Origin of the sequence: Paenibacillus lupini, assembly GCF_011761355.1 — a bacterium.
Lineage (GTDB): Bacteria > Bacillota > Bacilli > Paenibacillales > Paenibacillaceae > Pristimantibacillus > Pristimantibacillus lupini.
Window position 1 is genome coordinate 17,402 of record NZ_JAASRW010000006.1, and the last position, 25,971, is coordinate 43,372.

The 25,971-nt window shown below is 46.1% G+C and carries 21 protein-coding genes; 2 read left to right on the forward strand and 19 right to left on the reverse strand.

Translation table 11 applies throughout. The features are described 5' to 3' along the window. Window positions 1–84: 84 nt before the first annotated feature. The 7 genes from FHS17_RS19370 to FHS17_RS19400 all read right to left on the reverse strand — a co-directional run bounded on the left by FHS17_RS19370 (window position 85) and on the right by FHS17_RS19400 (window position 8,915). Window positions 85–390, reverse strand: a complete 306-nt coding sequence (locus FHS17_RS19370) for an urease subunit gamma (RefSeq protein WP_167280104.1) — start codon at window positions 388–390, stop codon at window positions 85–87. Between the two features lie 235 nt (window positions 391–625). Continuing rightward, the gene (gene mglC, locus FHS17_RS19375; protein WP_167280105.1) at window positions 626–1,642 is read right to left on the reverse strand and encodes a galactose/methyl galactoside ABC transporter permease MglC; all 1,017 of its coding nucleotides are present in this window, start codon (window positions 1,640–1,642) and stop codon (window positions 626–628) included. Window positions 1,643–1,672: 30 nt separating this feature from the next. After that, window positions 1,673–3,190, reverse strand: a complete 1,518-nt coding sequence (locus FHS17_RS19380; RefSeq protein WP_167280106.1) for a sugar ABC transporter ATP-binding protein — start codon at window positions 3,188–3,190, stop codon at window positions 1,673–1,675. A gap of 189 nt (window positions 3,191–3,379) precedes the next feature. Beyond that, a complete protein-coding gene (locus FHS17_RS19385) occupies window positions 3,380–4,396 on the reverse strand; it encodes a galactose ABC transporter substrate-binding protein (RefSeq protein WP_167280107.1) in 1,017 nt (338 codons plus the stop codon). A gap of 141 nt (window positions 4,397–4,537) precedes the next feature. Further along, the gene (locus tag FHS17_RS19390) at window positions 4,538–5,521 is read right to left on the reverse strand and encodes a substrate-binding domain-containing protein (RefSeq protein WP_167280108.1); all 984 of its coding nucleotides are present in this window, start codon (window positions 5,519–5,521) and stop codon (window positions 4,538–4,540) included. Then, window positions 5,518–7,272, reverse strand: coding sequence for a cache domain-containing sensor histidine kinase (locus FHS17_RS19395; protein WP_167280109.1), 1,755 nt, complete (start codon window positions 7,270–7,272; stop codon window positions 5,518–5,520). The genes FHS17_RS19390 and FHS17_RS19395 overlap by 4 nt, the downstream gene beginning before the upstream one ends. Then, the gene (locus FHS17_RS19400; RefSeq protein WP_167280110.1) at window positions 7,269–8,915 is read right to left on the reverse strand and encodes a response regulator; all 1,647 of its coding nucleotides are present in this window, start codon (window positions 8,913–8,915) and stop codon (window positions 7,269–7,271) included. Before FHS17_RS19400 ends, FHS17_RS19395 begins: the two co-directional genes overlap by 4 nt. Before the next feature lie 230 nt (window positions 8,916–9,145). On the opposite strand from FHS17_RS19400, the gene ilvD reads away from it, so the two are divergent. Further along, on the forward strand, window positions 9,146–10,831 hold the full coding sequence (ilvD, locus tag FHS17_RS19405; protein WP_243865454.1) for a dihydroxy-acid dehydratase: 1,686 nt from the start codon (window positions 9,146–9,148) through the stop codon (window positions 10,829–10,831). Between the two features lie 346 nt (window positions 10,832–11,177). Here the strand turns inward: ilvD and FHS17_RS19410 are convergent, their stop codons facing one another. Then, a complete protein-coding gene (locus FHS17_RS19410; RefSeq protein WP_167280111.1) occupies window positions 11,178–12,566 on the reverse strand; it encodes a polysaccharide deacetylase family protein in 1,389 nt (462 codons plus the stop codon). A 145-nt stretch (window positions 12,567–12,711) separates the two neighbouring features. On the opposite strand from FHS17_RS19410, the gene ytvI reads away from it, so the two are divergent. Further along, window positions 12,712–13,857 carry a sporulation integral membrane protein YtvI gene (gene ytvI / locus FHS17_RS19415; protein ID WP_167280112.1) on the forward strand — a complete coding sequence of 382 codons (1,146 nt, stop codon included), beginning with the start codon at window positions 12,712–12,714 and terminating at the stop codon, window positions 13,855–13,857. Here the strand turns inward: ytvI and FHS17_RS19420 are convergent. From FHS17_RS19420 to FHS17_RS19470, 11 genes are all read right to left on the reverse strand, one after another. Beyond that, complete coding sequence (locus tag FHS17_RS19420) at window positions 13,843–15,666, reverse strand: peptidoglycan D,D-transpeptidase FtsI family protein (protein WP_167280113.1); 1,824 nt, start codon at window positions 15,664–15,666, stop codon at window positions 13,843–13,845. The genes ytvI and FHS17_RS19420 overlap by 15 nt on opposite strands. A gap of 108 nt (window positions 15,667–15,774) precedes the next feature. After that, window positions 15,775–17,931: a methyl-accepting chemotaxis protein gene (locus FHS17_RS19425; protein WP_243865455.1), complete on the reverse strand. Its 2,157-nt coding sequence runs from the start codon at window positions 17,929–17,931 to the stop codon at window positions 15,775–15,777. A 198-nt stretch (window positions 17,932–18,129) separates the two neighbouring features. Continuing rightward, the gene (mltG, locus tag FHS17_RS19430) at window positions 18,130–19,239 is read right to left on the reverse strand and encodes an endolytic transglycosylase MltG (RefSeq protein ID WP_167280114.1); all 1,110 of its coding nucleotides are present in this window, start codon (window positions 19,237–19,239) and stop codon (window positions 18,130–18,132) included. A 210-nt stretch (window positions 19,240–19,449) separates the two neighbouring features. Next, window positions 19,450–19,761 carry a DUF1292 domain-containing protein gene (locus FHS17_RS19435; protein ID WP_167280115.1) on the reverse strand — a complete coding sequence of 104 codons (312 nt, stop codon included), beginning with the start codon at window positions 19,759–19,761 and terminating at the stop codon, window positions 19,450–19,452. Next, window positions 19,761–20,054 carry a DUF1292 domain-containing protein gene (locus FHS17_RS19440; protein WP_167280116.1) on the reverse strand — a complete coding sequence of 98 codons (294 nt, stop codon included), beginning with the start codon at window positions 20,052–20,054 and terminating at the stop codon, window positions 19,761–19,763. Before FHS17_RS19440 ends, FHS17_RS19435 begins: the two co-directional genes overlap by 1 nt. 8 nt (window positions 20,055–20,062) lie before the next feature. Further along, entirely contained in the window at window positions 20,063–20,479 is a 417-nt protein-coding gene (ruvX, locus tag FHS17_RS19445; RefSeq protein ID WP_208420473.1) for a Holliday junction resolvase RuvX, read from the reverse strand. Window positions 20,480–20,501: 22 nt separating this feature from the next. After that, on the reverse strand, window positions 20,502–20,762 hold the full coding sequence (locus tag FHS17_RS19450) for an IreB family regulatory phosphoprotein (RefSeq protein WP_167280117.1): 261 nt from the start codon (window positions 20,760–20,762) through the stop codon (window positions 20,502–20,504). Between the two features lie 59 nt (window positions 20,763–20,821). Continuing rightward, window positions 20,822–23,455 (reverse strand): alanine--tRNA ligase, encoded by a 2,634-nt coding sequence (gene alaS, locus FHS17_RS19455; RefSeq protein ID WP_167280118.1) that lies wholly within the window; start codon window positions 23,453–23,455, stop codon window positions 20,822–20,824. A 530-nt stretch (window positions 23,456–23,985) separates the two neighbouring features. Further along, window positions 23,986–25,053 (reverse strand): AI-2E family transporter, encoded by a 1,068-nt coding sequence (locus FHS17_RS19460; protein WP_167280119.1) that lies wholly within the window; start codon window positions 25,051–25,053, stop codon window positions 23,986–23,988. Between the two features lie 155 nt (window positions 25,054–25,208). Continuing rightward, on the reverse strand, window positions 25,209–25,406 hold the full coding sequence (locus FHS17_RS19465) for a hypothetical protein (RefSeq protein WP_015845916.1): 198 nt from the start codon (window positions 25,404–25,406) through the stop codon (window positions 25,209–25,211). Window positions 25,407–25,409: 3 nt separating this feature from the next. Beyond that, window positions 25,410–25,955, reverse strand: coding sequence for a PRC-barrel domain-containing protein (locus FHS17_RS19470; protein WP_167280120.1), 546 nt, complete (start codon window positions 25,953–25,955; stop codon window positions 25,410–25,412). Window positions 25,956–25,971: the final 16 nt, after the last annotated feature.

Here is a 25,971-nt window from a genome sequence, read left to right on the forward strand (position 1 = left end):
TTCGAAAGCATCAAGCTTAAAGAATTGCGAAGCAATTCTTAACTTCGAAAGCATTAGGCTTAAAGAATTGCGAAGCAATCAAGCCTAGCTGGAGATCGGATGATGAATCGTAATAAGCTTCGTTCCATCCGGGAATGTCGCTTCAACTTGAACTTCGCTGATCATTTCCGGTACTCCACCCATTACATCCTCTCGCTTTAACACGGTTGTTCCAAATTGCATTAATTCCGCTACAGTCTTACCGTCACGAGCACCTTCCATGATCTCGGAGGTAATAAGCGCTACACTCTCAGGATAGTTCAGCTTTACACCACGCTTCATCCGTTTTCTTGCCAAATCTGCAGCAATCGTAATCAGGAGTTTTTCCTTCTCGCGTTCTGTTAATTGCATGCTTCCACCTCTCCCAAGTGTATTAGTTCCATTATAGACAGCTGCCAGTATGAAGTAAATGAATTTGTGTTAGGTAATATGACATATTGTTGAATGGTCACCTTGGTACATTTGACAATCTGGTGAATTCCTTACTTATATATGACATAATCATGTCGCTTTTGATAGAATTTTGTCAAAATATGAAAAAACCCGCGAGTTTGACCTCGCGGGTTTCGTTTGTATTTTTATTAGACTATTTCTTAGCTACATATTTGCGGATATCGAAGGCTACTGCAACAACGATAATTGCACCTTTGATAATCAACTGCCAGTAAGGGCTGATACCGATGAAAGTCAGACCGTAGTTGATAACGGTGAAGATCAATACACCAGCGATAACGCCTTTCACTCGGCCTACGCCGCCTGTTGTCGATACGCCGCCAACTACGCAGGCTGCGATCGCATCAAGCTCATACATGTTACCATAGTTGTTTGTCGCGCCGCCTGTACGCGCTGCTTCCAGAACACCTGCCAGACCATACAAAGCGCCAGCAATACCATAGATCCACATCAAGCATTTTGCTACATTAATACCGGATACGTGAGCAGCATGAATGTTGCCGCCAATCGCATACATGTTTTTACCAAGAGTTGTTTTATTGAAAGCAACCCATACGATGAACGCAACGAAGATTGCAATTAGTACAATGTAAGGCAAAGACCAGTCGCCATTACCGATTGCACCAGTACCTAAATCACTGAAGTCACTGCGAAGACCGCCGATAGGCTGCGATTGGTTAGGCTTCATATCGAAGTACAGCGAGTTCGCGCCGTACACGGCAACCATCGTACCAAGCGTTGCAATGAACGGAGGTACATTAAACTTCGCAACGATAACACCATTAATCAAACCAACAATCAGACCTACAACGATTGCAACCAGGATTGGAAGAAACATTGGCAGATACGGCAGATCAGGGAAAAACTTATTCGCATATTCCGGGTTTTGAAGCATCGATGCGGATACAACCGCCGTCAGACCCACAACGCGGCCGGCTGACAAGTCAGTCCCTGCAGTAATCAGGATGAACGCTGCACCAAGTGCGATAATCAATCGTGTCGACGATTGGACGAGCATATCTCTAAATACGGTAACGGACAAGAAACTCGTGTCCATAATAGTAATAACAGCGATCAAAGCGATCAGCACGATCCAAATCGCGTTTTGTGAAAACATACTTTTAGCTCTTGAACCTCTTGTTGCTTCCATGAGTGTTAGTCCTCCTTCAAATCCTCATCATTAGCCTGTCTGTGCGGCCAATCTCATAATACTTTGTTCTGTCGCATCCTTGCTGTCGAGGATACCGGTTGCACGGCCCTCGGACATAACCATAATCCGGTCCGACATACCAATGAGCTCAGGCATTTCAGACGAAATCATAATGATGCTCTTGCCTTGCTTAGCCAGATCAATAATGATCTGATAAATCTCATATTTCGCACCGATGTCGATACCACGTGTCGGCTCGTCCAACAGCAGAATGTCCGGATTCGTCAACAGCCAGCGTGCAAGAAGCACCTTCTGCTGGTTACCGCCCGACAGATTACGGATAAGCTGATTAACAGACGGCGTTTTCGTTCTGAACTTCTCAACGCCTTTCTTCGCTTCATCACGCATCTTCGCTTCATTCAAGAAGCCCATCGGTCCTTTGTAAAGGCCGAGGTTGGCAATCGCTGTATTTTCCGTAATCGACAAGACTGGGAAAATACCGGTTACACGGCGTTCTTCCGTTAGAAGGGCAATCTTATGCTTCTTAGCATCGATTGGATTCTTCACTTTAATTTCCTTGCCGTCTTTGTGAATGACACCGGATTTCACCGAACGAAGTCCAAACAGCGCTTCAATCAATTCTGTACGCTGCGCACCTACAAGACCGCCTACGCCAAGAATCTCACCTTTGCGAAGCTCGAAGGAAACGTCTTTGAACGATTTAGGATTCGTTGAAGTGAGGCCCTCTACTTTGAGCATTACTTCTCCTGGCACGTTAGTACGCTCAGGGTAACGATCGGACAAATCACGGCCAACCATACGCTGAATGATCATGTCGATCGTCAGTTCAGGAGACGGCCATGTCCCGATGTATTTACCATCACGCATGATCGTTACATCATCGGAAATACGCAAAATCTCTTCCATTTTGTGCGAAATATAAATGATGGCTACGCCGCGTGCACGCAGCTTGTTAATAATCGCAAACAAATGTTCAACCTCATTGCCTGTGAGCGATGAAGTAGGCTCATCCATGACGATTATATTCGAGTTGAACGATACAGCCTTCGCAATTTCAAGGGATTGAATTTTGGACACCGACAATTCGCCGACCAGTTGGTTCGGATCAATGTCCATGTTCAAATCTTCAAACAATGCGATGGTGTCTTTATACATCTTTTTATGGTCTATGAACCGAAACGGGGCTACGCCCATCATCGGAAATCTGCCAAGCCAAATGTTCTCCATCACGCTGCGCTGAGGCACTGGATGAAGCTCCTGATGAATCATTGATACGCCGCTGTTAAGAGCGTCTTTTGAGTTTTTTATGTCTGCCTTTTGTCCATTTAAGTAAATCTCGCCTGCATCCGGATGATAAATCCCGAACAAGCATTTCATCAGTGTTGATTTGCCGGCACCATTCTCACCCATCAAGGCGTGTACCGTACCCGGACGAACTTTAAGCGTTACATCATCAAGTGCTTTAACACCAGGGAAAGTCTTAGTAATATTGTTCATCTCAAGCAAATAAGGATGCTGCTCTGCCATTAATATAGCCTCCTTTAATCCGGCTCCCATCCAAGAAGCAAGGTACAAAAAAACAGGGGGACAACGGAAGTGCTGTCGTCGCTCCCTGTTCTTCGTTATTTTTTATTTTTAAGTTGCTTAATTAAGTTGCGCGAATTACTTCGCTTATTTTGCGCTTTAGCGACAAAATCAGTTTGTATTAAATTAAACTTATTTTGCGCTTTCTTGCGTTACCTTTTGGTATGGAATCCAAACATATTTGCCGTCTGTGATGTCATAGCCAGTGTTTTCTTTTGTAGGAGTCTCGCCAGCTGCCAGAACTTTCATCAGCATAACTGTTGCTTTACCTTGGTTGTCAGCATCGTTCAGAACAGTACCAAGCATTGTGCCGTCTTTCAGAGCTTGCATAGCAGGGTCAGTTGCATCAACGCCTACAACCGGCATTTTCTTGTCGCCTTTGAAGTAGCCTTGTGCTTTCAGAGCTTCGATAGCGCCGAGTGCCATGTCATCATTGTTTGCGAGAACGGCTTCGATTTTATCACCATGGGAACCAAGGAAGGCAGCCATTTTCTCTTGGCCTTTTACGCGATCCCACATAGCTGTATCTTCAGCCAGCTTTTGAACTTTAATGCCAGCGTCTTCGATCGCTTGAACGGAGAACTTCGTGCGAAGCTCAGCATCTTGGTGACCCGGCTCGCCTTTCAACATTACGTATTGCAGTACGCCGTCGCCGTTTTTGTCAGCTTCAGGATGAGCTTTCCAGTAGTCAGCTACGATTTCGCCTTCCATTGTGCCGGATTCTTCTGCTTTCGCACCTACGAAGAATGCTTTATCCCATTTCGCAAGGTCATCAGCCAAAGGCTCACGGTTGATGAATACAACTGGAATGTCAGCTTTTTGGGCTTTATCGATAATAACGCCTGCTGCCGTACGGTCAACCGGGTTAATCGCCATCGCTTTAACTTTTTTCGTAATAAACAAGTCAACTTTATCGTTTTGTGTCGGTTGGGAGTTTTGGCTGTCTACGATATCAACCTTAACATTGCCTTCAGCCGCTTTGCTGATGGAGTTCCGAACGCCGCTCATAAACGTATCGTCGAATTTGTAAATCGCTACGCCTGTTTTAGGAAGGCTTCCACCTGTGGAACCGCCGTTATCCGAGTTCGAGCAACCTGCTGCTGTAAGTGCTACTGCTCCCGCAACTAGAGCTACTGTCCATTTTTTCATCTCTGTATTACCCCCCGAGTGAATTAAGTAATGCGAGCTTGCCGTTTGACTTGCTTGCTGCATCCTTATTATGTCGAAATTTGAAATGGATTCGAATCTAATATTCTCATCTTTTTTATTAATATTCTCATCACTTTCATATTACTGAACGACAGGGAATAGCAGCTTCTGGTTATCCTTCCAGAACATGTTTTTCTTGTCGATCAGTTTCCGCTCAATTTCAACCCGGGAAGGGACTTTATGCCCAAGCGCTGCTTCCATTGCGTATTTGATACCTAGATAACCCATGCTGAACGGATTTTGAACAATCAGCTTTTGCAGTTGGTTGTCCTGCATCATCTCGAGCAGTTCCGGCGAGCTGTCAAAACCAATCAGCTTGATCCGTTCGCCAGCCTGTTCTTTCTTAAGCTCCATTGCCGCCCCAATCGAGGATACGATGTTAATGGCAACAATGCCGTCAAGCTTTTGCTCTTGAAGCTCCTTGCTGACTGAAGCACTGCAGCTGTCATGATCACCCGAGCACATCACCCGGTCTACGAGATGGATATCTGGATGGTTAGCCGCAGCGTCCCGGATGCCTTGTTCCCGGAGCCTGCCATTAATACCCGCAGCCGTATGTGTCACAATGGCTATATCCCCTTGCCCATCAAGCTGATTGGCCAGCTCGTCGAGTGCCTCTTTTCCCGCCGTGTAGTTATCCATTCCGATATAAGATTTTGTTTTCCCTGATGTGAGTATGCTGTCGATTGCAATAACAGGAATATGCCGATCCGCAGCTGCTTTCAAAAACGGACCAAACGACTCATCATCACTCGCCGCTAGTACAATTGCATCCGGTTTTGTCTCCAAGGACTGCATCGCAGCTTGAAGCTGACCTTCTATATCGCCCTGATCGTAAGAATTGGTTACATACATCGTAATACCAAATTCCTTCACAGCTGCTTGTGCCCCCATGGCCACGTTCTGCCAATAATCACCTTCGTTAGACCGCAAAATAACTTGAATGGTCATATCCGAAGTTCTCGATTTCCGCTCCAGAAAACCTGGATTAAAGGCGGATAGAAGCAGAACAGCTGCCGTAACAAAAATCAGGATGCTTATAATAACCCTTCGTCTCCGGTTCATTCTGCCTGATCCCTCCCTTCAGCCTGCTCCAGTTCCATAGCCGGGAATCGGATCGTTACCATTGTTCCTTCCTCAAGTTCGCTGTCGAAATGCAGGCCATACGTCTGTCCATAAAATAATCGGATCCGCTCCTGCACGTTCGTCACGCCTACTCCTGAACCTTTTGAACTAGTGACTTGGCCTGTCATTACCTGATTAAGCCGTTCCTCACTCATCCCAAGTCCGTCATCACTTACTTCAATAACAATGTCTTGACCATCAAGCTTGACCTTCACCTTAATATGGCCTTTATCAACAGAAGGCTCAATGCCATGTACAAGAGCGTTCTCAATTAAAGGCTGGATGATCAGCTTGAGGGTTGCATAATTCAAGACAGCCTCATCCGCCTCAATCGAATAATCAAATTTATTCTTGAACCTCATTTGCTGAATAACGAGGTAATTTCGTGCATGCTCAAGTTCATCAGCTATCGTAATAACACTTTTGCCTTTGCCAAGGCTGATTCTGAACAGCCTGGACAACGAAGTAATCATCGTTGTTACTTCTTCGTTCTTGTTCATCCCGACCATTCGAACGACCGAATTGAGTGTGTTGTACAGAAAATGTGGATTGATTTGGGCCTGAAGCGCTTCAAGCTCATACTTCCGTTTGCTCTCCTGCTCTGTAACGATCTGTCTCATGAGCTTCTTAATTGTGCCAATCATAATATTAAAGCGGTCAGCCAGCTGCCATACTTCTAATGGACCTTCGCCAATCGCTGTTTGTTCGAAATTGCCATGCTCCACATTTTTCATCGACAGCTCCAATTGTTTAATTGGCCTCGAAATACGCCTTGAAACTATGCTGGACAACAGCACAACGATAAGGATTAAAGCAAGAAGAAGCTGAAACATAGACCGATTCAGCTCCGAAATAGACGTCATGGCTTCATTTTTGTAAGACACCCCTACAACCTTCCAACCTACATTGCCAATCGTCTGCACACTTATGATTTTCGTATCATCCGCGGTTCGGTCGATAAAGCTGCCGTATGTATGCTTCAAGGCAAGCTCAACATTCTCATCCTTTAATCCCGCATAGATGAGCTGCAGCTGCGGGTGATAAACAATATTGCCTGCCGATTCATCCAGGATATAGACATAACCCTTTTCACCCAGGCTGACCCGATCCGATAATTCATCAATTGTGTTAAAGTTCACATCAAGAAGCAGTACCCCTTGGATGGACTTGCCATTATGATTAATGGTAATACTCTTGCTCAGTGAGACGACCCAGCGGAACTGCTCCTTATATAAATTCTGCACATGCGGCAGCGAGATCGACAGATGACCTGGGGTATCCAGCGCACTTTGGAACCAGCCTTCGGATCTTACATCCAGCGCCTGCTTCATCGCGACATTCGGTAAATCCATCACAAGCTGCCCTTTCTCATCAAATAAGGCAAGTGATACCGTATCTGCACGGGTAGACATCATCGTCTCTAATTGACGTCGTATAGTCTCCGAATCCACATCTCCACTCAGGCTGATCGTATGGTACATCATATTGAACAAATCTGCGGTTGCCTGCACATTATTTTCAAGACTATAACTAACTTGATCAACAATCTGCTGAGAGTTACGGAAGGCATTCTCCTCAGCAGTTGTTGCGAAACGGCCGTATAACACAGTACTTACAACGATAATGATGAAGACCGAGAACAAGATGATGGAAACAGACAAAATGTATTGAATACTCTTGCCGCGCATCATTTGGATGACTCCGAAAGGGCGTTACGATACTCTTTGGCAGATACACCTTCATATTTCTTGAAACAGAGGCTGAAATAATTCGGATCGGCAAAGCCAACCTTATCCGCAATCTCGAAGGTCTTCATTTCCGTTGTCCGCAAATATTCTTTCGCTGCCTCCATCCTTAGCTGCAGCAGATAAGCACCGTAGGTCAACTTCACTTCTTTCTTGAACAAACTGCTGAAGTATCCCGTGCTAATGTGCAGATGTGCGCAAACAACAGCAATCGACAGCTCCTGGTCGCCAAAATGGGTCTTCGTGTATTGAATCGCTTCTTCAACGATATGTTTGTACGAGCTTTGCCTGCGGCTTACAATCCGGCTGCGTACTTTTCCGCATAAGTCAGTAAACCATGCTTTGGTTTCATTCAGCGTATTCAACTTTTGATACTGATTGAGTATACCTGCTCCTCCTGCAAAAATAGGGTCAGTTCCGTCATCTATCATCTTGGATAACTTAATGATGGCCGTTACCATCTCCAGTAAATAATGCTGAAAGTCATGTACGGGAGCCTGCACCCGTGAGATGTTGTCAAACAGCTCATCAATAACATCCGACAGCTCTTGCTCTGTCCCAAGCTTGATGGAGCGGACCAGGTTCTGCTCCTTCCACTCATCGAAGATCAGCTTTTCCTGTACACGCTCTTCCATATCATCAATGCAAATAATTTGGTTCATGCCAAGAATACGCCGGTAATCAAGCGCTGACTCAGCCGCTTCATACGAATATTTCAAGCTGCGGATATCCTGCGTAATCGTACCAACTCCAATCATGATCGGGAGCTTTAAAAACTTTTCTATACTTTGCAAAATTTCTTTCAAAGCATTCTGAGTCGTTTCCATGACCAATTCGCCATTCGCATCAGGGCTTACGGTAAACAGGACAACTTGATCCTGATGAATAAATACTTTACCAAGCTTATCCCTCATCCATATTTCACTAGCTATATTTGTGATTGAAAACAGCTTCAGGTCTAGATCCTTTATCGAGGAAACAACATGATGCGGATCCTCCCCCTCTTCAGGCTTGTCCGAATGAATCACCGAAATAATAGATACAAGATAACCTTCGCCTTCCAGCTCCATACCGTATTTGTCCGCTTTCTCACGGATGGCTGCTATCGATTGATGGCGAGTTATTAAAGAGGACAGAAATTTCTCACGAACGATTGGCAGCGTTGTACGGTAATGCTCCTGCAAGAGCTCGATGTTATTACGCATCTTCCTCTCTTCATCCATTCTGCGTTTCACTTCCAGAACCGTCTCCGTTAATTGCTGACCCGAGAACGGCTTAAGCACATAAGCTTCTACCTGAAGATTAATGGCTTGCTTTGCATATTCAAACTCATCATGCCCCGTTAAAATAACAACTCGGGTGATTGGATACATTTTTTTCACCCAGTCCGACAGCTCGAGTCCATTCATATAGGGCATGCTAATATCGGTTATGAGCACATCGGGCTCCATTTTCTCAACTAACTCCATCGCTTCCTTGCCGTTACCGGCTGTCTTCACTTCAGAGAAGCCGCAGCTTTCCCAATCGATCTCCATCATGAGACCTTCTGTTACTTCCGGTTCATCATCGACGAGCAGCAATTTATACATGATGTGTTGATTCCTCCTTCATAAAACCGCAGTACTCATTTTGCCACAAATAGTTAGCCGATAATAAAAAAATGTCGAAAAATGTAGACAACATGGGCGTAAAGACCATAATAAGCGCAATTTACGCTGTTTTACAAGCATTTACGGCACTTCCCGCCTCCTGCTCCGGTAGCCAACGTTTGTCCGATATGTTAAACTCAAAGGTATGACATTACATGGGAGGGACTAGCATGGCGCCTAAGAAAATGAGATCTGATATGATTAAAAAAGGATTTGACCGCGCACCTCACCGCAGTCTTTTGCGGGCTGCAGGCGTAAAGGAAGAAGATTTCGGCAAACCATTCATCGCGGTTTGTAACTCTTATATTGATATTATTCCAGGTCATGTTCATCTCCAGGAATTCGGTAAGCTGGTTAAAGAAGCCATTCGTGAAGCAGGCGGCGTACCGTTTGAATTCAACACTATTGGTGTAGATGACGGTATCGCGATGGGTCACATCGGAATGCGTTACTCGCTTGCAAGCCGCGAGATCATTGCTGACTCCATAGAAACAGTAGTTAACGCACACTGGTTCGACGGCATGGTTTGTATTCCGAACTGTGACAAAATTACACCAGGTATGATGATGGGTGCCCTTCGTGTTAACATCCCAACCATGCTCGTTAGCGGCGGACCAATGAAAGCAGGCAGAACTTCCGACGGCCGTGCAATCTCCCTGACCAGCGTATTTGAAGGCGTAGGCCAATATATCGCAGGTACGATTGATGAAGTAGGTCTTACTGAATTGGAACAATTCGGTTGTCCAACTTGCGGATCTTGCTCCGGCATGTTCACTGCAAACTCGATGAACTGTCTGGCAGAAGGCCTTGGCCTTGCAATGCCAGGCAACGGTACGATTCTTGCTGTATCGCCTGAGCGTAAAGAGTTCGTTAAAGAATCGGCTCGCCAGCTGATGAAATTGATCGAACTTGGCATCAAACCACGTGATATCGTTACAAAAGAAACAATCGACAACGCATTTGCTCTTGATATGGCTTTGGGCGGTTCAACAAACACTGTTCTTCACACGCTTGCTATTGCGCATGAAGCTGGCATCGAATACCCAATCGAACGTATCAATGAAATCGCAGAACGCGTTCCGCATCTTGCGAAAATTGCTCCAGCATCTGATTACCACATCGAAGATGTTCATGTTGCAGGCGGCGTAAGTGCCGTTATTAATGAGCTGCTCAAAAAAGAAGGCGCAATGGATGGTACACGTATAACTGTTACTGGTAAAACACTTCGCGAGAATGTTGAAGGCTGTGAAATCCTAGATACAGATGTTCTCCGTACAATCGACAACCCGCATAGCGAACGCGGCGGTCTGGCTGTATTGTTCGGCAACCTGGCTCCAGGCGGCTCGATCGTTAAAGTCGGCGCTATCGACAAAGTGGTTGGCGGCTATCATAAAGGACCTGCTATTTGCTTCGATTCCCAAGATGATGCTCTTGCAGGCATCTCGAGCGGCAAAGTAAAAGAAGGCCATGTAGTTGTTATTCGCTACGAAGGACCTAAAGGCGGTCCAGGTATGCCAGAGATGCTTGCTCCAACATCGCAAATCGTTGGTATGGGACTTGGCACAAAAGTCGGCCTCATCACTGACGGACGTTTCTCGGGCGCATCCCGCGGGATCAGTATCGGTCACGTATCTCCGGAAGCGGCTGAAGGCGGCCCAATCGCCTTCGTTCAAGACGGCGACATCATTGAGCTGGATATGAACAATCGTGGAATTACGCTGATGATCAGCGACGAAGAAATGGAAAAACGCCGCGCCGCATGGCCTGGCTTCGAACCAAAAATCAAACGCGGCTACTTAGCTCGTTACTCGCACCTGGTTACAAATGCTAGTATGGGCGGCGTAATGAAAATGTAGTTTGCAGAGTGAAGCAGCTTCCTTTGGGAGCTGCTTTTTTTGTTTGGGATGGTATTGCTATTGCACCACTCCGCAGACGTCTATCTCTTCCGATCACTGTTGGTTCCAGATTCCACTGAATCAACTTGTAACAAGTTGGAATCTGGGAACCAAAGGCGAACGCTCCGCTTCTCCAGAGATAGACGTCTGCTCCGTTGGAGCACACACCAGCCAAAACAAACAACAGCTCCCCTTTCCTGCCCGCTGACTTCGTCTGCAAACAGGAAAGGGGGAAGAAGGAACAAAAAGCCGAAATAAAAAGCCGACAACTGCAATGGAATTGTCGGCTTTTTATGGACAGAACAATTTATATTACGGATGGGTTGCTTTCTAGATCAGAAGCCTCATCAATGGAAGGTGAAGACTTAGCGGCGGCGACTTCCTGATGTGGTTTGACGTCTATTGCTGCAGGAGCGTTCACGGAATACATCATCAGCCGTTCAATAGGCATAAATAGCATATGTGGGTTGATCGTATCCCTTCTTGCTTTACCTCTTGAGTTACGCTGCTTATTGGTAAGTACTCGCGTTAGAATCCGCAAGTAAATTCGTGTTGTACGAGCGAATAGACCATCTGGCATCGGCACAACTTGGAACCCTAATCGATCGGCACCACGATGGATCATCGTTACGCCATATAAGGAGCGTGCTCCTGCTGCTTCCGGATCATTCGCCAGTTCACTTGCCAGAACTGGCAGTGCCTGCTCAACTTCCCGAAGCATCCGGATTCCGGTTGCGAGAGGCGAACTGGATGTGGCTGCAATCGTCGATAACATTTTATTATCGAAATGCAGTTCAACGACTTTATCCCCTTTGTTCAAATAGCCGTCATCCGCAAGTTTAATTGGATCCCCGTTATACTTGATAATGCGGTAATGGAAACAATGGTTATCTTCCCCAACATGCTTAAGCCGGAAAACAAGATGGAACAATTGCTCATACAGGAGCCATGCTCCAACGATTGTTTTTTTCCATACAGAACGTTTGGACGTTTTCTCTGACAATTTAATCATCTCCGCTATACCAACAAACCGGTATCCTCGTTTTGTCGCTTCTTCCATGTAGGCTTCCAGTGCAATCAGCATATTCGCTGGTGCAGTCGGGTCAGCCCCTGGTGTACGTCCACAGTCATGAAGGAGCAGCACTTCTCCAGGACCAAGCTTTTTCATCATTTTCTGCTTTAGCTGTTCGGCTCCAAGCTTTACATTCCAGTCACCAAACAAAGCTGACCATAAGATGAGTTGCATCTTATTCCGATTGGTGAAATCAAAAATATTAATGATCCCCCAAGGCGGCCGATAATAAACGGAACGGATTCCGGTTGCTTCCCGTATTACGTCTGAGGTACGCGCAATCTGATTGCGCACCGTCTTAGGTCTCATAAACCAATTGGTCTTATGAACATAATTATGAATACCGATAATATGACCTTCATCATGCATTCTGCGCAGTAATTCCGGATGCTTCTCCGCATGCGAGCCAACGACAAAAAAGGTTGCCTTCGCCTTATACCGTGCAAGCAGATCAAGCAGCTGCGGCGTATATTCAGGATCCGGTCCATCATCAAAGGTGAGTGCGATTTCGCTCGCGACGCGGCCTTTCTTAAACACACGGAATCCGAAAACACGGCTGATTAGTGCAGGAATAAAGGCGTACAAGGACAAGAAGTAAAATGCCCAAAGCAGCAATTGTAACATTTTGTTTTCCCCACCGTTTATGAATGTAATAATAAACACGATACCTTTAATTGTACCATATGAGGATTAATAATAGGCATCGTTTTAGAAATTATAGTACAATCACTACAAGGATATGATTCCTTATTCGAGAGGAGATTATTGCATGCTTCCGTTTTATAAAAAATATTGGCGTACCGCATTCGACATAGCGCTTATTGCACTTACTGTATTCTTAGTGATGGCTGCTTTTAGTTATTTGTACAAAATCGCAACTCCAATCTTTTTTGCCTTTGTTATTTATTTGTTTATCGAGCCGCTGGCCAGACGCCTGAACAAAATAGGCATTAAGAAGTCTATTGCATCAGGCATATCCGTTCTTGTGTTCTCACTTATTATTTTGGGCATTTTTTCTGGACTAGCCTATGTGATTACGAGCCAAGGCACTGATTTCATCAAAGTCAAATTACCGTATTATCAGGAGCTCTTCAAGGAGCAGGTGCAGGATGATTCAAGCGTATTCCAGCAAAAGCTTCAGGCACTGCCGCCGGAATGGGTCGATAAGCTTACGGAATACATAAACGGAGCAACTGAGTATTTGCCGAAGCTCGCCAATATTATTTTTACTGGCTTGGTCGGATACATCTCATCGTTCTCCACGTTTATTTTCAATTTTGTAATCGGTATTATCTTGGCCTATTTCCTCAGCATTGAGATTAAGATGTGGAAAAAAACAGCCAATGAAAAAACGCCAAACACGTTCAAGAAGGCCTTCTTTTTCCTTCGTGAGAATGTATTTAAGGGAATTGGCACTTACGTGAAAGCTCAAGCGAAAATGATGAGTATTACATTCCTCGTTATTTTCGCAGCGCTTCTTGTTTTACAGGTAGACAATGCTTTCGCGATTTCCGTAACGGCTGGTATCTTTGACGTACTGCCGCTGCTTGGTGTAAGTACCTTGTTTATCCCATGGATCATTTATCTGTTCCTGGTTGGTCAAACTTCACTTGCCGTTTGGCTGTCTGTCTTGCTAATCGTTGTTGTTGTCACACGGCATATTGTTGAACCGAAGATTACCGGTGACTCACTTGGCGTCTCGGCGTTCACGATGCTATCCTGCATGTTTATCTCTCTTCATCTGTTTGGCGTTGCTGGTGTTATCCTGTCGCCAATCATTATTATCGTCATTAAGTCGCTGTTAGATCAAGGCTTCTTCCACCGCTGGATTCGTACTCCACAAGGGGAATATGATGAACCTGCTGCTACAGTGGAAGAAGTTACGGACGGTCAGCAGCCGTCAACGGGCGTGTAAGGCGAGAATATCCATGACACCGCGAAAAAGCTCCGTCGCCTGGTTACTGCTTCCAGGCGGACGATTCTCTGCCAGCACAGCAACCGCATAGCGCGGCTTCTCGGCCGGACCGTATCCCGTGAACCATTGGTTCACGCGAGGCGCTCCGGCCTTTGTTATTTCGGCGGTGCCGGACTTGCCGGCCACCGCCCACAGCCCTTGGCGGATCGATCGACCGGTTCCGTGGTCGACGACCGCTTCCATGCCGTGAAGCAGCTTACGCGCAGTGGCCGGACGAATCCGGCCGCTTTCCGCAGGAGCGCCCTTCGCGGGCAGCGATACCATCCGCTGGCCGTTGGCATAGCGGATCTCCTGGACGAGGCGCGGCTCCATCACGCGCCCGCTGTTCAGCAGCGTGACGACCAGATTCGCCGCCTGCAGCGGCGACATCAATACATCACGCTGCCCAATGGCGGATTGCGCCATAACGCCTCCATCCGCCTTAGCCTTTTCCGCCGCCGTGAATAACCTGCCGGCTTCTTCCTCCCCAAGCAGCCGGAGGGGCTTATAGAACGGGCCAAATGCCCGATTCGAATGCCAGCCTGCTTGCTTCCCAACACCTAATGCAGCAGCTGTTCGTTCCAGCTGCTCTGCGGTTAATCGTTCCGCAATGGTCGCAAATACGATATTACAGGATTGGGCAAGTCCCTCTCTCAGAGTTAAAGTGCCATGACCTCCCTCTTTCCAGCACGACAATCCATATTTACCGTATTCCCCATTACATGTGAATCTCTCCTTTTCGCTCGTTACTCCCGCTTCCAAAGCTGCAGCTTCGGTAACCAGTTTGAAGATGGACCCGGGAACTGCAGCTTGAATCGCATGATTGGCCCATTTCTTCTCATCACCCAGTTCAAGCGGCTTCATCTGCGGCCTGGAGATCATCGCTATTATGTCCCCATTACGGGCATCAAGAACAACTACTGCGCCTTCCTTCAGAGACTTCTCATCCACAAAAGCTTCAATCTGATTTTGCAGCTCCAAATCAAGTGTAGTCTGAACCTGCAGCGGATAATAAGGATTCCCTGGTTCCGTAATCCGGTAATCAAGCCCTAATAACGGTCGATTATTGCCATCTGTAAAATACGACACAGATGTCGCTCCTGCACCGTGGAGTAAATCATCTAACGATCTTTCTAGACCAGATCCGCCGATCTGATCATTTTTGTTCCGTTTACCTTTCTCTAACTCCTTCGAATAGACAAGCTCCAAATGCTCCGGATGTTGGCTGATATAACCAATTGCTTGCTTCGCAGCAAATGTCGTGAAATACCGATTACGATAAGGGAGTGCTCTCACTCCATTCAAATGCAGCTGCGCTAGCTCCTTAAGCTCCTGATCTGTTAATCGGTAAGGCAGCTTGTCCTTTCCTTTATGCCAGAAGGTTGGCTCACGCAGCTGCTTCCACCAGCTGACGAGTTCCTGTTCCGGTACATGGAGCATCGTTGACAGCTTCTTAACAGCCTGCTGCCACTTCTTCTCGCCAACAGCATCCCGATTCTTCATGTTCACTGGAAATAAAGCAAGCGTATAATACGTCTCCCCTGTAATCGGCTTGTTATTCCGATCTAGAAAGTCTCCTCTGCCCGTATCCAGTACGAGGTTTCGCTCACGCTGCAGCACAGACATCCGCTTCCAATTGCTGCGGCTCATTGCAGAAGTTGTGCTTTTATGCCCATAGCCCGGTGTTAGCTGCAGCCAGGCAAGTCTGGCAATATATCCTGAGAATAATAATAGAAATAATAAACCGATAGCAGCTGCCCGTCTCTTCATGCAAAATCCTCCAGTAATGGTCCGATAGCTACATTATCGCCTTAGGAGAGCACAAAAAAACCGTCCAAATGGATCTTCATCCATTCGAACGGCTTTGCGTTTATTCCATTAATCAATTTTGAAACGGGACAATGATTCCTTAAGTCCTCGGGATACGGCATCCAGCTTGTCGGACAAGTTAACAAGGCCGTTGCTGATACTGAGCTGCTCTGAGCTAAGCGATGCAACTTCCTCGGACGTTGCCGAAGATTGCTGTGCTACTGCACTTACATTCCCCATCGCTTCTGTTAATACAACTTGAGATTGATCAAGCATATTGATGGAATTCGTAACCGAATCCAGCTTCTCCACGAATTGTCCCATTTGGTTTTGAACCGTCAGGAAGATTTGATTCGCTTCTTTAACGGATCCAATCTGCTCTTGGAATAATGGATAAGCATCAGATAATACAGTTACTGTCTCATCGATCTGTGTCATGATCGTTCCGGTAATTTGACCTACTACATCAATCGATTGACGGGACTGGTCAGCAAGCTTGCGGATCTCATCGGCAACAACCATAAAGCCTTTGCCCGCTGCTCCAGCACGAGCTGCTTCAATCGTTGCATTAAGTGATAAAATGTTGGTTTGCTTCGTCAAATTGTTCAGTACGTCCAAGATTTTCACAATGGAGCCTGTGCTCATCTTCAAGCTGTCCACTTTCTCTACCATGGAGCGAGTCATCTCTTCGGTCATGCCGGTTTTCTGAATAAGAAGCCCCATGTATGCTGTACCCTGCTGGCTCGCCTTCTCCACTTCACCCGCGGATTCAACCATATGACCGGTCGCTTCCATAACGGATTTCATCTGTTCATTAATGTTGCTCGTCAGATCACTGCCTCTTTCCGCCTCAACTGCAAGGCTTGAAGCACCACTTGCGATCTCTTCTGTAGCTACAGAAATCTCTCTTGCGGAGATCGCTGTTTTCTTCGATACATCTGTCAGTTCACCAGCAGTAGAAAGAACATCATCTGCCGACTTCGTCGTTTGCTGTGCAAGTGCTGTAATTTGAATCATCATTTTATTAAAGCTGTCGCCAAGCTGACCAATCTCATCTTGACGCTTCTTCATATTCGAACGAACTGTTAAGTTGCCGCGTTCGCCCTCATTCATCAGGTTACGCATCGCCATAAGCGGCATCGCAATTGTCCGGATGACTAATATACCAATGGCAATTGCAATAAACATCGCTACAAGTGCGATAATCCATGTCATCTTATTAATAATAGCTGCGTCCTTAACAAGCTCATCAACCGGGATTGTACCTACCAGCTTCCAATCTACCGTATCCAGTGTCTTAAACACGGAGAGTACTTCTTCACCGTCAGTCGCTTTCTCTTTGAGCGAGCCTTCCGGATCAATATTCAGCTTCACGATATTGCCTTTGCCAATCAAGCTGTCATCCTGGGCTGCAACATACTTATTGTCTCTGTCCACAAGAGAGATCTTGCTGCCATCACCAAGGGAAACATCCTCGTATTGCTCACGGATATCCGACAAGCTGAGCTCGAGCAGCAGCATATAAGAAGCGGCATTCGTTGTTGTATTATTCATCTGTCTGCTAAGTCCAATAGACGGAAGCTTGTCTGTAGTACCAAAACCTGTAGGCTGCGTCTCAATCCAGTTTACGCCGCCTTTTGACGTCTTGGTCTTCTCGAACCAATCCGATTTCATCAGATCAGGTGCTACTGCAACAGAAGCCGTTCCGTAGGTAATAATCGGAAGCTTATCATTCAGTGGAAGCAAGTAAGCACCGATGATTGTCTTATTGGCCATTACTGCATTTTGCAAGCGGTCACCTAAATTCTTCTCCGCCTCAAATAAATCAAAAGCTTCTGTGCTGTCTTCTAGCTTAGACACAAGCGTATGGAATTCCTTATCAATCATCATCTGCATCGACAGGTCTTCGTATGTTTTGAGGACAATATCAAGGTTAGCGGAGGCCTGAACAATCGTTTGGAAGCTGGCGCTTGATACCTTGTCTTCCACTATCGATTTCGTCTTCGAATAAGCCATTTGACCTACAACAAGTACACATGCAATGATGCTGATAAAAATAATTAAGAACAGTTTTGTACCTACTGATTTGAATGGATTCGAAAAGATTGAAGTGAACGTTTGTGTCACTTGTTTCGTTGTCTGTGCTGCTACCGCCTGCGCTTTTGGTTGCGCTTTCATTTTCTGCGGTTTATCTTTTGCTTTTTTAGGTTTGTCCGTTTTCGTCATACAAGACACCCGCCTCTTTATCATTATGTGGTTTGTAATCATGATGGTCTAATTACCCAGAACTAGTGCTATTACCCTATTACGTATGTACAGTCCTATTATTTTATATCGGCATTAAAATGTCAATTGATTAGTAGATTTGTCTAAATTTTTTTCCAAAAAACAACAAGGGAGGACATATGTCCTCCCTTGTTACCATTATTCGCCTTGTTTTGCAGCAGTTTGATTGCTTTTCTCAATATTATTCAGATGTTCTTTGTAGGTTTTTGCAAATAAATGCGTCTGGGTGCCATCTTTTTTTGTGACGTAATAGAAGAATTCATTTTTCTCCGGATATAACGCCGCTTTAATCGATGCGATACTTGGACTTGCAATTGGCCCCGGCGGCAGTCCGTTAATTTTGTACGTGTTGTACGGACTATCGATCTGCAGATCCTTCTCCATTAAGCGTTCCTTTGGCTTGTCCAGCAAATATTGTACGGTTGCGTCGATCTGGAGCGGCATCCCATCAGCTAGACGATTGTAGATGACACCTGCTACAACTGGTCTCTCTTCGTCTACAACAACTTCCCGCTCCACAAGTGAAGCAATAGTGAGCAGCTGATGAAGGTTCAGCTTCCGCTCAGCGAGAACTTCCTGCCAATTCTCAGGCAAAGAATCCAGCTTCGTATCCAGCTCTGCCATCATTCGCTTCAGGATATCTTCCTCCGTGCTTCCCTTCGTCAGCTCATAGGTTTCAGGGAATAGATAACCTTCCAGCCGGTGATGAAGCTTATCATCTGTCGGTATGGATTTGACAGCTGCCGCATCGCCCCAATTTGTTGTCGAATCCGCTAGAGTCAGGAATTTAGTCCGGTCAATCAGCTTCTCTTCGGCCAGCTTATCCGCAATTTGCAGCAAGGTATAGCCTTCCGGAATGGTAAACCGGATCATTTCCTCCGCTACCGTATCGCCACTGTTCAGCTTAGCGATGATTTCATCGTTCTTCATGCCTGGTGCTAGGTCATAGATACCTGCCTGGAAATGTGAGCCTTCTTTTTTGGCTTTCAAATAATATTTAAACAAAAAGGAATTCTTAATTATGCCTTGCTCTTCCAAAGTATCTGAAACCTCAAAGGCAGATGCGCCTTTTGCGATTTCGACCCTTTTGATTTCGCCTGAAGCCGTCGGCTTTAACCCGTTCCATACATACAAAAAAACACTGCCTGCCCCAATAATAAGGAGCGCTAGAAGTGATAGAACAACCCACAATGCAATGCGGCCTGCTCGGGGTCCAGATTTTGAATGCTGCTGTCTAGATTGCGCCAACCTATGTTCCTCCTCAAAAGAATTGCAAAGCAATTCTTACTTCGTAAGCGTAGACCTAAAGAATTGCTTTGCAATTCTTACTTCGTAAGCATAAACCTAAAGAATTGCAAAGCAATAAATCATCATAATCATCCATTTTTCGCCAATAATTTCCTTTGAACACCGAGAAAAAGAGCGGTGTGAGCCGCTCTTTTCTTATTGCTTATGCAATTAAGGCATTTCGTCGTTTGCAAACAGAAGATCATCATAAGCTTCTGAAGCAAGCTCCCACTCATCGTCGTCCTCAATCGTTTCAAGCTGAGGCTCGCCGTTATCCGTCAAGATAACACGGAACAGCTCGACCTCCTGCTCTTTTTTCATGGTTGACGACTGCAAAGCGGCATAGACGTATGGACCGAGCTGGAACTCTGCCTTGATCTCGAACTTGTCGAGACTTCCATGTTCAGAGACCAGCTCGATCACATCGCCGAACACTTCCCGTAGCCGCTCTTGCGGCACAGGAACGATGCGCTCATCCGACATTAATTATCCTCCATCTCACCCAGAAGCGTGTTGAAGGTTTCTTCAACCATGTTCCACTCTTCTTCGTCTTCAATCGTGTACAATTTTAGGTCGTCGCCTTCTTCTTCATAACGGAAAGCGTATACTTCATCTTCCTCGTCATTTTCGCTTGCAAGAGGAACAACCATCATATATTTCGAATCAGAGCCATCCACTTCAAACTTCATGATGACTTCGAATTCTTCTTCGTTGCCGTCTTCATCCGGAATATAAATAATTTCCGGTTCTTCGAACTGCAGGTCATCCTTTGTCATCGTAACCCTCACCTTTTCGTTTTAGAATCGAGATAATTTTGCAAAATGAGCGTTGCCGCCATTTTGTCGATTACTAGCTTTCGCTTCTTCCGGCTAACATCTGCCTCAAGTAACGTTCGTTCGGCAGATACCGTTGTCAGCCGTTCATCCCAAAGGTGAACAGGCAAGTTTAGTGTTTGCTGAAGCTGCTCTGCGAATGCCATACTAATCTCGCCGCGGGGGCCAATCGTATTATTCATATTCTTCGGCAGTCCCACAACGATTTCGGTTACTTCATGTTCTTTCACGATCTCGGCGATGCGAGTTAATTCGCCACCATCCCGACGCTTCTGGACAGTCTCTAGCCCCTGCGCAGTCCAGCCGAACGCGTCGCTGACCGCAACGCCGATGTTGCGGTCACCGTAATCCAAACCCATTGTCCTCATGATCTGTCCGGCTCCCAATATATTATTTCTTGTTGTTCAGATAAAACCGGACAAGCTCTTCAATGAGTTCATCACGTTCTTTCTTGCGAATCAAACTTCTTGCGTTGTTATGCCGCGGAATGTAGGCGGGATCTCCGGACAGCAAGTACCCAACAATCTGATTGATCGGATTATACTCTTTCTCCAGAAGCGCCTCATGCACCGTAAGCAAAATGTCTTGTGAGGAAGATTCCAACCCTTCCGCTTTCACATCAAACTTCATCGTGTTGTCCATGGAATTCATCGCCAGCACCTCGCTTTCCAACCGCATTTATTATCTAGTTTATTACATTTACACTGATATCATATCACATTTGATTGGTTAAGAACCAGTTCTTCAGCAAGTTTCAAAGCTTCCTCAAGCTTCGAAGCGTCTTTACCGCCAGCTTGGGCCATATCAGGACGTCCGCCGCCGCTGCCGCCGCAATGTGCCGCTGCTTCTTTGACGATTTTTCCTGCATGGAAGCCTTTCTTCACCAGATCTGCGGATACAGCAGCAACAAGGTTTACTTTGTCCTCCTGTACAGCGCCAAGAATGATAACAGCCGAAGGCAGCTTCAGCTTAAGTTCGTCTGCAATACCCCGAAGCGCGTCCATCGTAGGTGCATTTACTTTTGCACTTAATACCGTTACGTCGCCAACTGTCTTCGCGTTTTGCTCGAGCGAACCTGCTTCAATGCGGCTCAGCTTCGCCTGCAGCGATTCATTCTCACGACCCTGCTCTTTCACTTGTGCGAACAGAGCTTCGATACGTTTAGGCACGTCATTGTTATTCGATTTGAGAAGCACAGAAGCTTGCTTCAAGAGATCCAGTTGACCTTCCATAAAGCTGTATGCATGGCGGCCAGTTACCGCTTCAATCCGGCGTACACCAGAACCGATACCGCTCTCGCTAATCAGTTTGAACAAGCCAATCTGGGAAGTGTTCGCTACATGGCAGCCACCACAAAGCTCAATGCTGTAGGATCCTACTTGAACGACACGTACAATGTCGCCGTATTTTTCGCCGAACAGTGCCATAGCACCCATTGCTTTTGCATCAGCGATTGCTTTGCTTTCAATAACAACTGGTGTTGCAAGCCAGATTTGCTCATTTACCTTACGCTCGATTTCCGTTAATTCTTCCGGAGTAATGCTGCCGAAATGCGAGAAGTCGAAACGGAGACGGTCAGCCTGTACAAGTGAGCCTGCTTGGTTAACATGGTCGCCAAGCACTTCCTTCAATGCTTTATGAAGCAAATGAGTTGCCGTATGGTTCTTGATTACATCCTCACGAACAGAGCGAGTAACAACAGCTTCTACTTTCTCACCAGAGCGAACCGTGCCGGATGAAACAACCGCGTGATGAACGCTTTGGCCATGCGGCGCTTTCGTTACATCTTCAACCTGCAGCGTAAATCCATTGCCGATGATTGTTCCTTTGTCACCAATCTGGCCGCCGCTCTCTGCATAGAATGGCGTACGATCAAGCAATACGAGTACACGGCTGCCTTCACCTATGAGGTCAACTAACGAATCTTCATGGACAATAGCTGTGATTTGGGCTTCTGTTACCAGTTCATTATAGCCAACAAATTCACTTTTAACCGTAAAGTCAGCAAGCGGTCCTCCTTGTACATTCATACCGCCAGTTTCTTGACGTGCAGCACGTGCGCGTTCACGCTGTGCTTCCATCGCTGCATCAAAGCCTGCACGGTCAACAGTCATTCCATTCTCGGAAGCGAAGTCTTCTGTTAAGTCAAACGGGAAGCCAAACGTGTCATAGAGTCGGAATGCATCTTCGCCGCCGATTTCGGTTGTACCTGTTTTACGTGCAGCAGCAACCAGATCAGACAACATTACCAGGCCATCAGACAATGTTTCGTGGAAACGCTCTTCTTCTGTACGGATAACACGTTCGATGAATTCGCGCTTATCGACAACCTCTGGATAGTACACGCCCATTACTTCTCCAACAACGGAAGTGAGCTCGAACAGGAATGGACGATCGATTCCGATTGTTTTCCCGTAACGTACAGCACGGCGAAGCAAACGGCGGATAATATAGCCGCGGCCTTCATTCGAAGGCATAACGCCGTCACCTACTGCGAAAGCAACAGTACGGATATGGTCAGCAATAACTTTCAATGCAACGTCATGCTCTTCGTTCACATGATATTTAACGCCTGCAATCCCGCAAGTACGTTCAATGATTGGCATGAACAGGTCCGTATCGAAGTTCGAATCTACATCTTGCAGAATCGAAGCGAAACGTTCGAGACCAGCGCCTGTATCAATATTTTTGTTAGGAAGTGGTGTGTAGCTGCCGTCCTTGTTATGGTTGAACTGCGAGAATACAAGGTTCCATACTTCTAGGAAACGTTCGTTCTCGCCGCCTGGCCAGCATTCTGGATCACTAAGGTCACCGTATTTGTCGCCGCGGTCATAGAAGATCTCTGTACAAGGTCCGCAAGGGCCTTCGCCGATATCCCAGAAGTTTTCCTCCAGCTTGTAGATCCGCTCAGCAGGAAGGCCGATTTTCTCATTCCAGAATTGGAATGCCTCTTCATCCTCCGGAAATACCGTTACGGACAAGCGATCAGGATCGAAGCCAATCCACTCTTTACTCGTCAGGAACTCCCATGCCCATGTAATAACTTCTTCTTTGAAGTAGTCACCAATGGAGAAGTTGCCAAGCATCTCGAAGAATGTATGGTGACGGCGAGTCTTTCCGACATTCTCGATATCATTTGTACGAATACATTTCTGCGAGTTCGTAATACGTGGATTGTCAGGAATGACACGTCCGTCAAAATAAGGCTTAAGCGGAGCCATGCCTGCATTGATCCAGAGCAGAGACGGATCGTTATGCGGTACGAGCGATGCGCTTGGTTCGATGTGGTGTCCTTTGCTTTCGAAGAAGGAAAGCCATTTGGACCGAATTTCACTTGCTTTCATTTTAAAACCTCCAATTGAATTTGAAATAAGATCAGCGTGATGGGCACTGCGAAAAAGGTTGAGCTTTCGGCCACTGTTGTTTTTGAATTTCTTCATTTGAATTAATTCAGTGGGTGAAATTCAAAAACAAAGGCGGGCGCTGTCGCTCCAAAAGCTTCAACCTTTTTCTCCGTGCTTTCCACTCTGAGGTCTGTTTTAGAACATAAAAAAGTCCCTGTCATTAGACAGGGACGAATTCATAATCGCGGTACCACCCTGGTTATTGCCCGGCGTCAACAACGAGTAATCCTCGGCTGCGCTTAAAGCAATCTCCTCAATAGACGATAACGGGTCTTCCCGGTGAAGTTCATTCACACTCCGAAAGTAGCATTCGGCCATTCTTCGTCCTAAGAGCCTTTACACCCAACGCCTGCTTAAGGCGAAGAAGCTCTCTCTCTGATTGACGGGCTATGGCTTACTTCCTTCCATCAACGCTTTACATGTAATAGTTGCTGCAACTGTCTAAAGTATATCGGTCAAAGGGTTGTCTGTCAAATGGTCTTTCGCCTGACGTAATAAGCAAAAATATGCTGAACGATGACTTTTAGTGCAGCGAAGATCGGAACCGCCAGAATCATACCTACAATACCAGCTACTTCTCCGCCTACGAGCAGAGCAAATATTATGGCCAGAGGATGAATATGTAGCGTTCGGCCAACAACCTGCGGAGAGACGACATTGCCTTCAAGGACTTGGCACGACATATTGACGATCGCCACAAGCAGCACCATTTTCAGCGAAATGGTTGAGGCTACTAGCAGAGCCGGTGCAGCGCCAAAGAAAGGACCAAGATACGGGATGATGTTGGTAATGGCAACTACACTGGCAAGCAGCAATGGATACGGAACACCAATGATAATGTAGCCGATATAAGCGAGAATACCAACAATAATACAGACGATAAATTGTCCTCGAATGTAACTTCCCAGTGCTGAGTCAATATCCTTGAGAAGCCTAACCGTATGCTTCCTGTGAGACTTTGGCACATAGGTAATGACCGTCCGTTCGAACAGATCAAAGTCCTTCAAGATATAGAATGCAAGGAATGGAATGATAAAGGCAATAAACACCGCATTCACAACAGATCCAATATTGTTAATGAAATGGGTTACGGTCTCCGAGAGCTTCTTCTCCATTTGGAAGATAGACTTATTTAATCCTTCCCGGATACTGTCCGGCAGAAAAGAATTATTCAAATCGGTAACAAGACTCTCTGCTCGAATGGTCAGGTCAGGAACATGACGGTTCAACTGATCCATCTGTTCTTTGAACATCGGAATCAGATTGACCAGGATAACGGCAAGCGCCGCACAAAATACCGCATAGATAAGCAGCACCGCAGCCGTTCGCGGCACTTTGCGCTCATGTAATAAAGTAACGATCGGATTGAGGACATAAGAAACAATCATAGCAATAATGAATGGTGCAAGTATCGCCTTAAGAAACGCATACAAATGCATGAAAATCGGCTTCACAAGCAGCAGTAAGTACAAAGCTAAGAGCCCCATAATGATATATACCAGCCATACAAACAGACGGCTCTTCATTAACCGTTCCACCGTCTTCACCCCCGCTTGTTTCATTACCATAAGCCATTGTTAACCAGAACAATCTGCTTAAGTATATGTACAAGCGGTCCATTTCATCCATAGATGAGAAAACACGGCAAAAAGGACGGCATACGCCGTCCTGAAGTAATAACATTATGAAGCCGCTAATTAATTTGAATTTGCGGCATTTCCTCTTCGAAGAATAAATCGTCGAGCGAACTAAGTGTTCCGTCCTCTTCTACTTGATAGACCGACATCTTCTCACCGTTCACTGTCAGCTCTATAAAGCAGCCCCAGCAGTAAAACTGATGGGAACCGATCTTACCAATATCCTTCGAATTGCAATTGGGACATCTCATCATCTTTCATTTCTCCCTATATGTCGAATTGGAAGCTGCGACAGGCTCCAATTCCGCTTCACTGACAGCAGGAACGATAATCGCGTCTTCCCCGAGCAGCACGGCATCCGGATCCTCCGGGGCTTTGAGCCATTTGCGCCCTTCCATCAGATCCGATATAAAACCATCCGTAAGCTCATAGCCTACTATTTGTGTACCCTGAAATGGGTAAAAATAAACATCCGATACTCGACCAAGCTGTATTCCTTGCACAGTAACAACCGGCAATTCCTTCAGTTTGACCACACCGGTGTCAAAAGATCTCCCAATCTGCACGGGTTTAACCGATTGAATAGCAGATTCTCTGGAGATAAATACGGCATCCTCGCCGCAGGTTAATACTTCTGCCCACTCCACGATTTTCACAGATGACGAAAACCATTTTGCGCTCTCTACGATTAGACCAATCAATCGCCAATGTTCATCGAACCAAGCGTCTTTTACGTTGCCGACATGTTTGCCGGAATGAATAACAAGCACTGGCAGTCCGATTAATTGCTGGAGTTTGATCATGGCGCTTCAAGGGCCC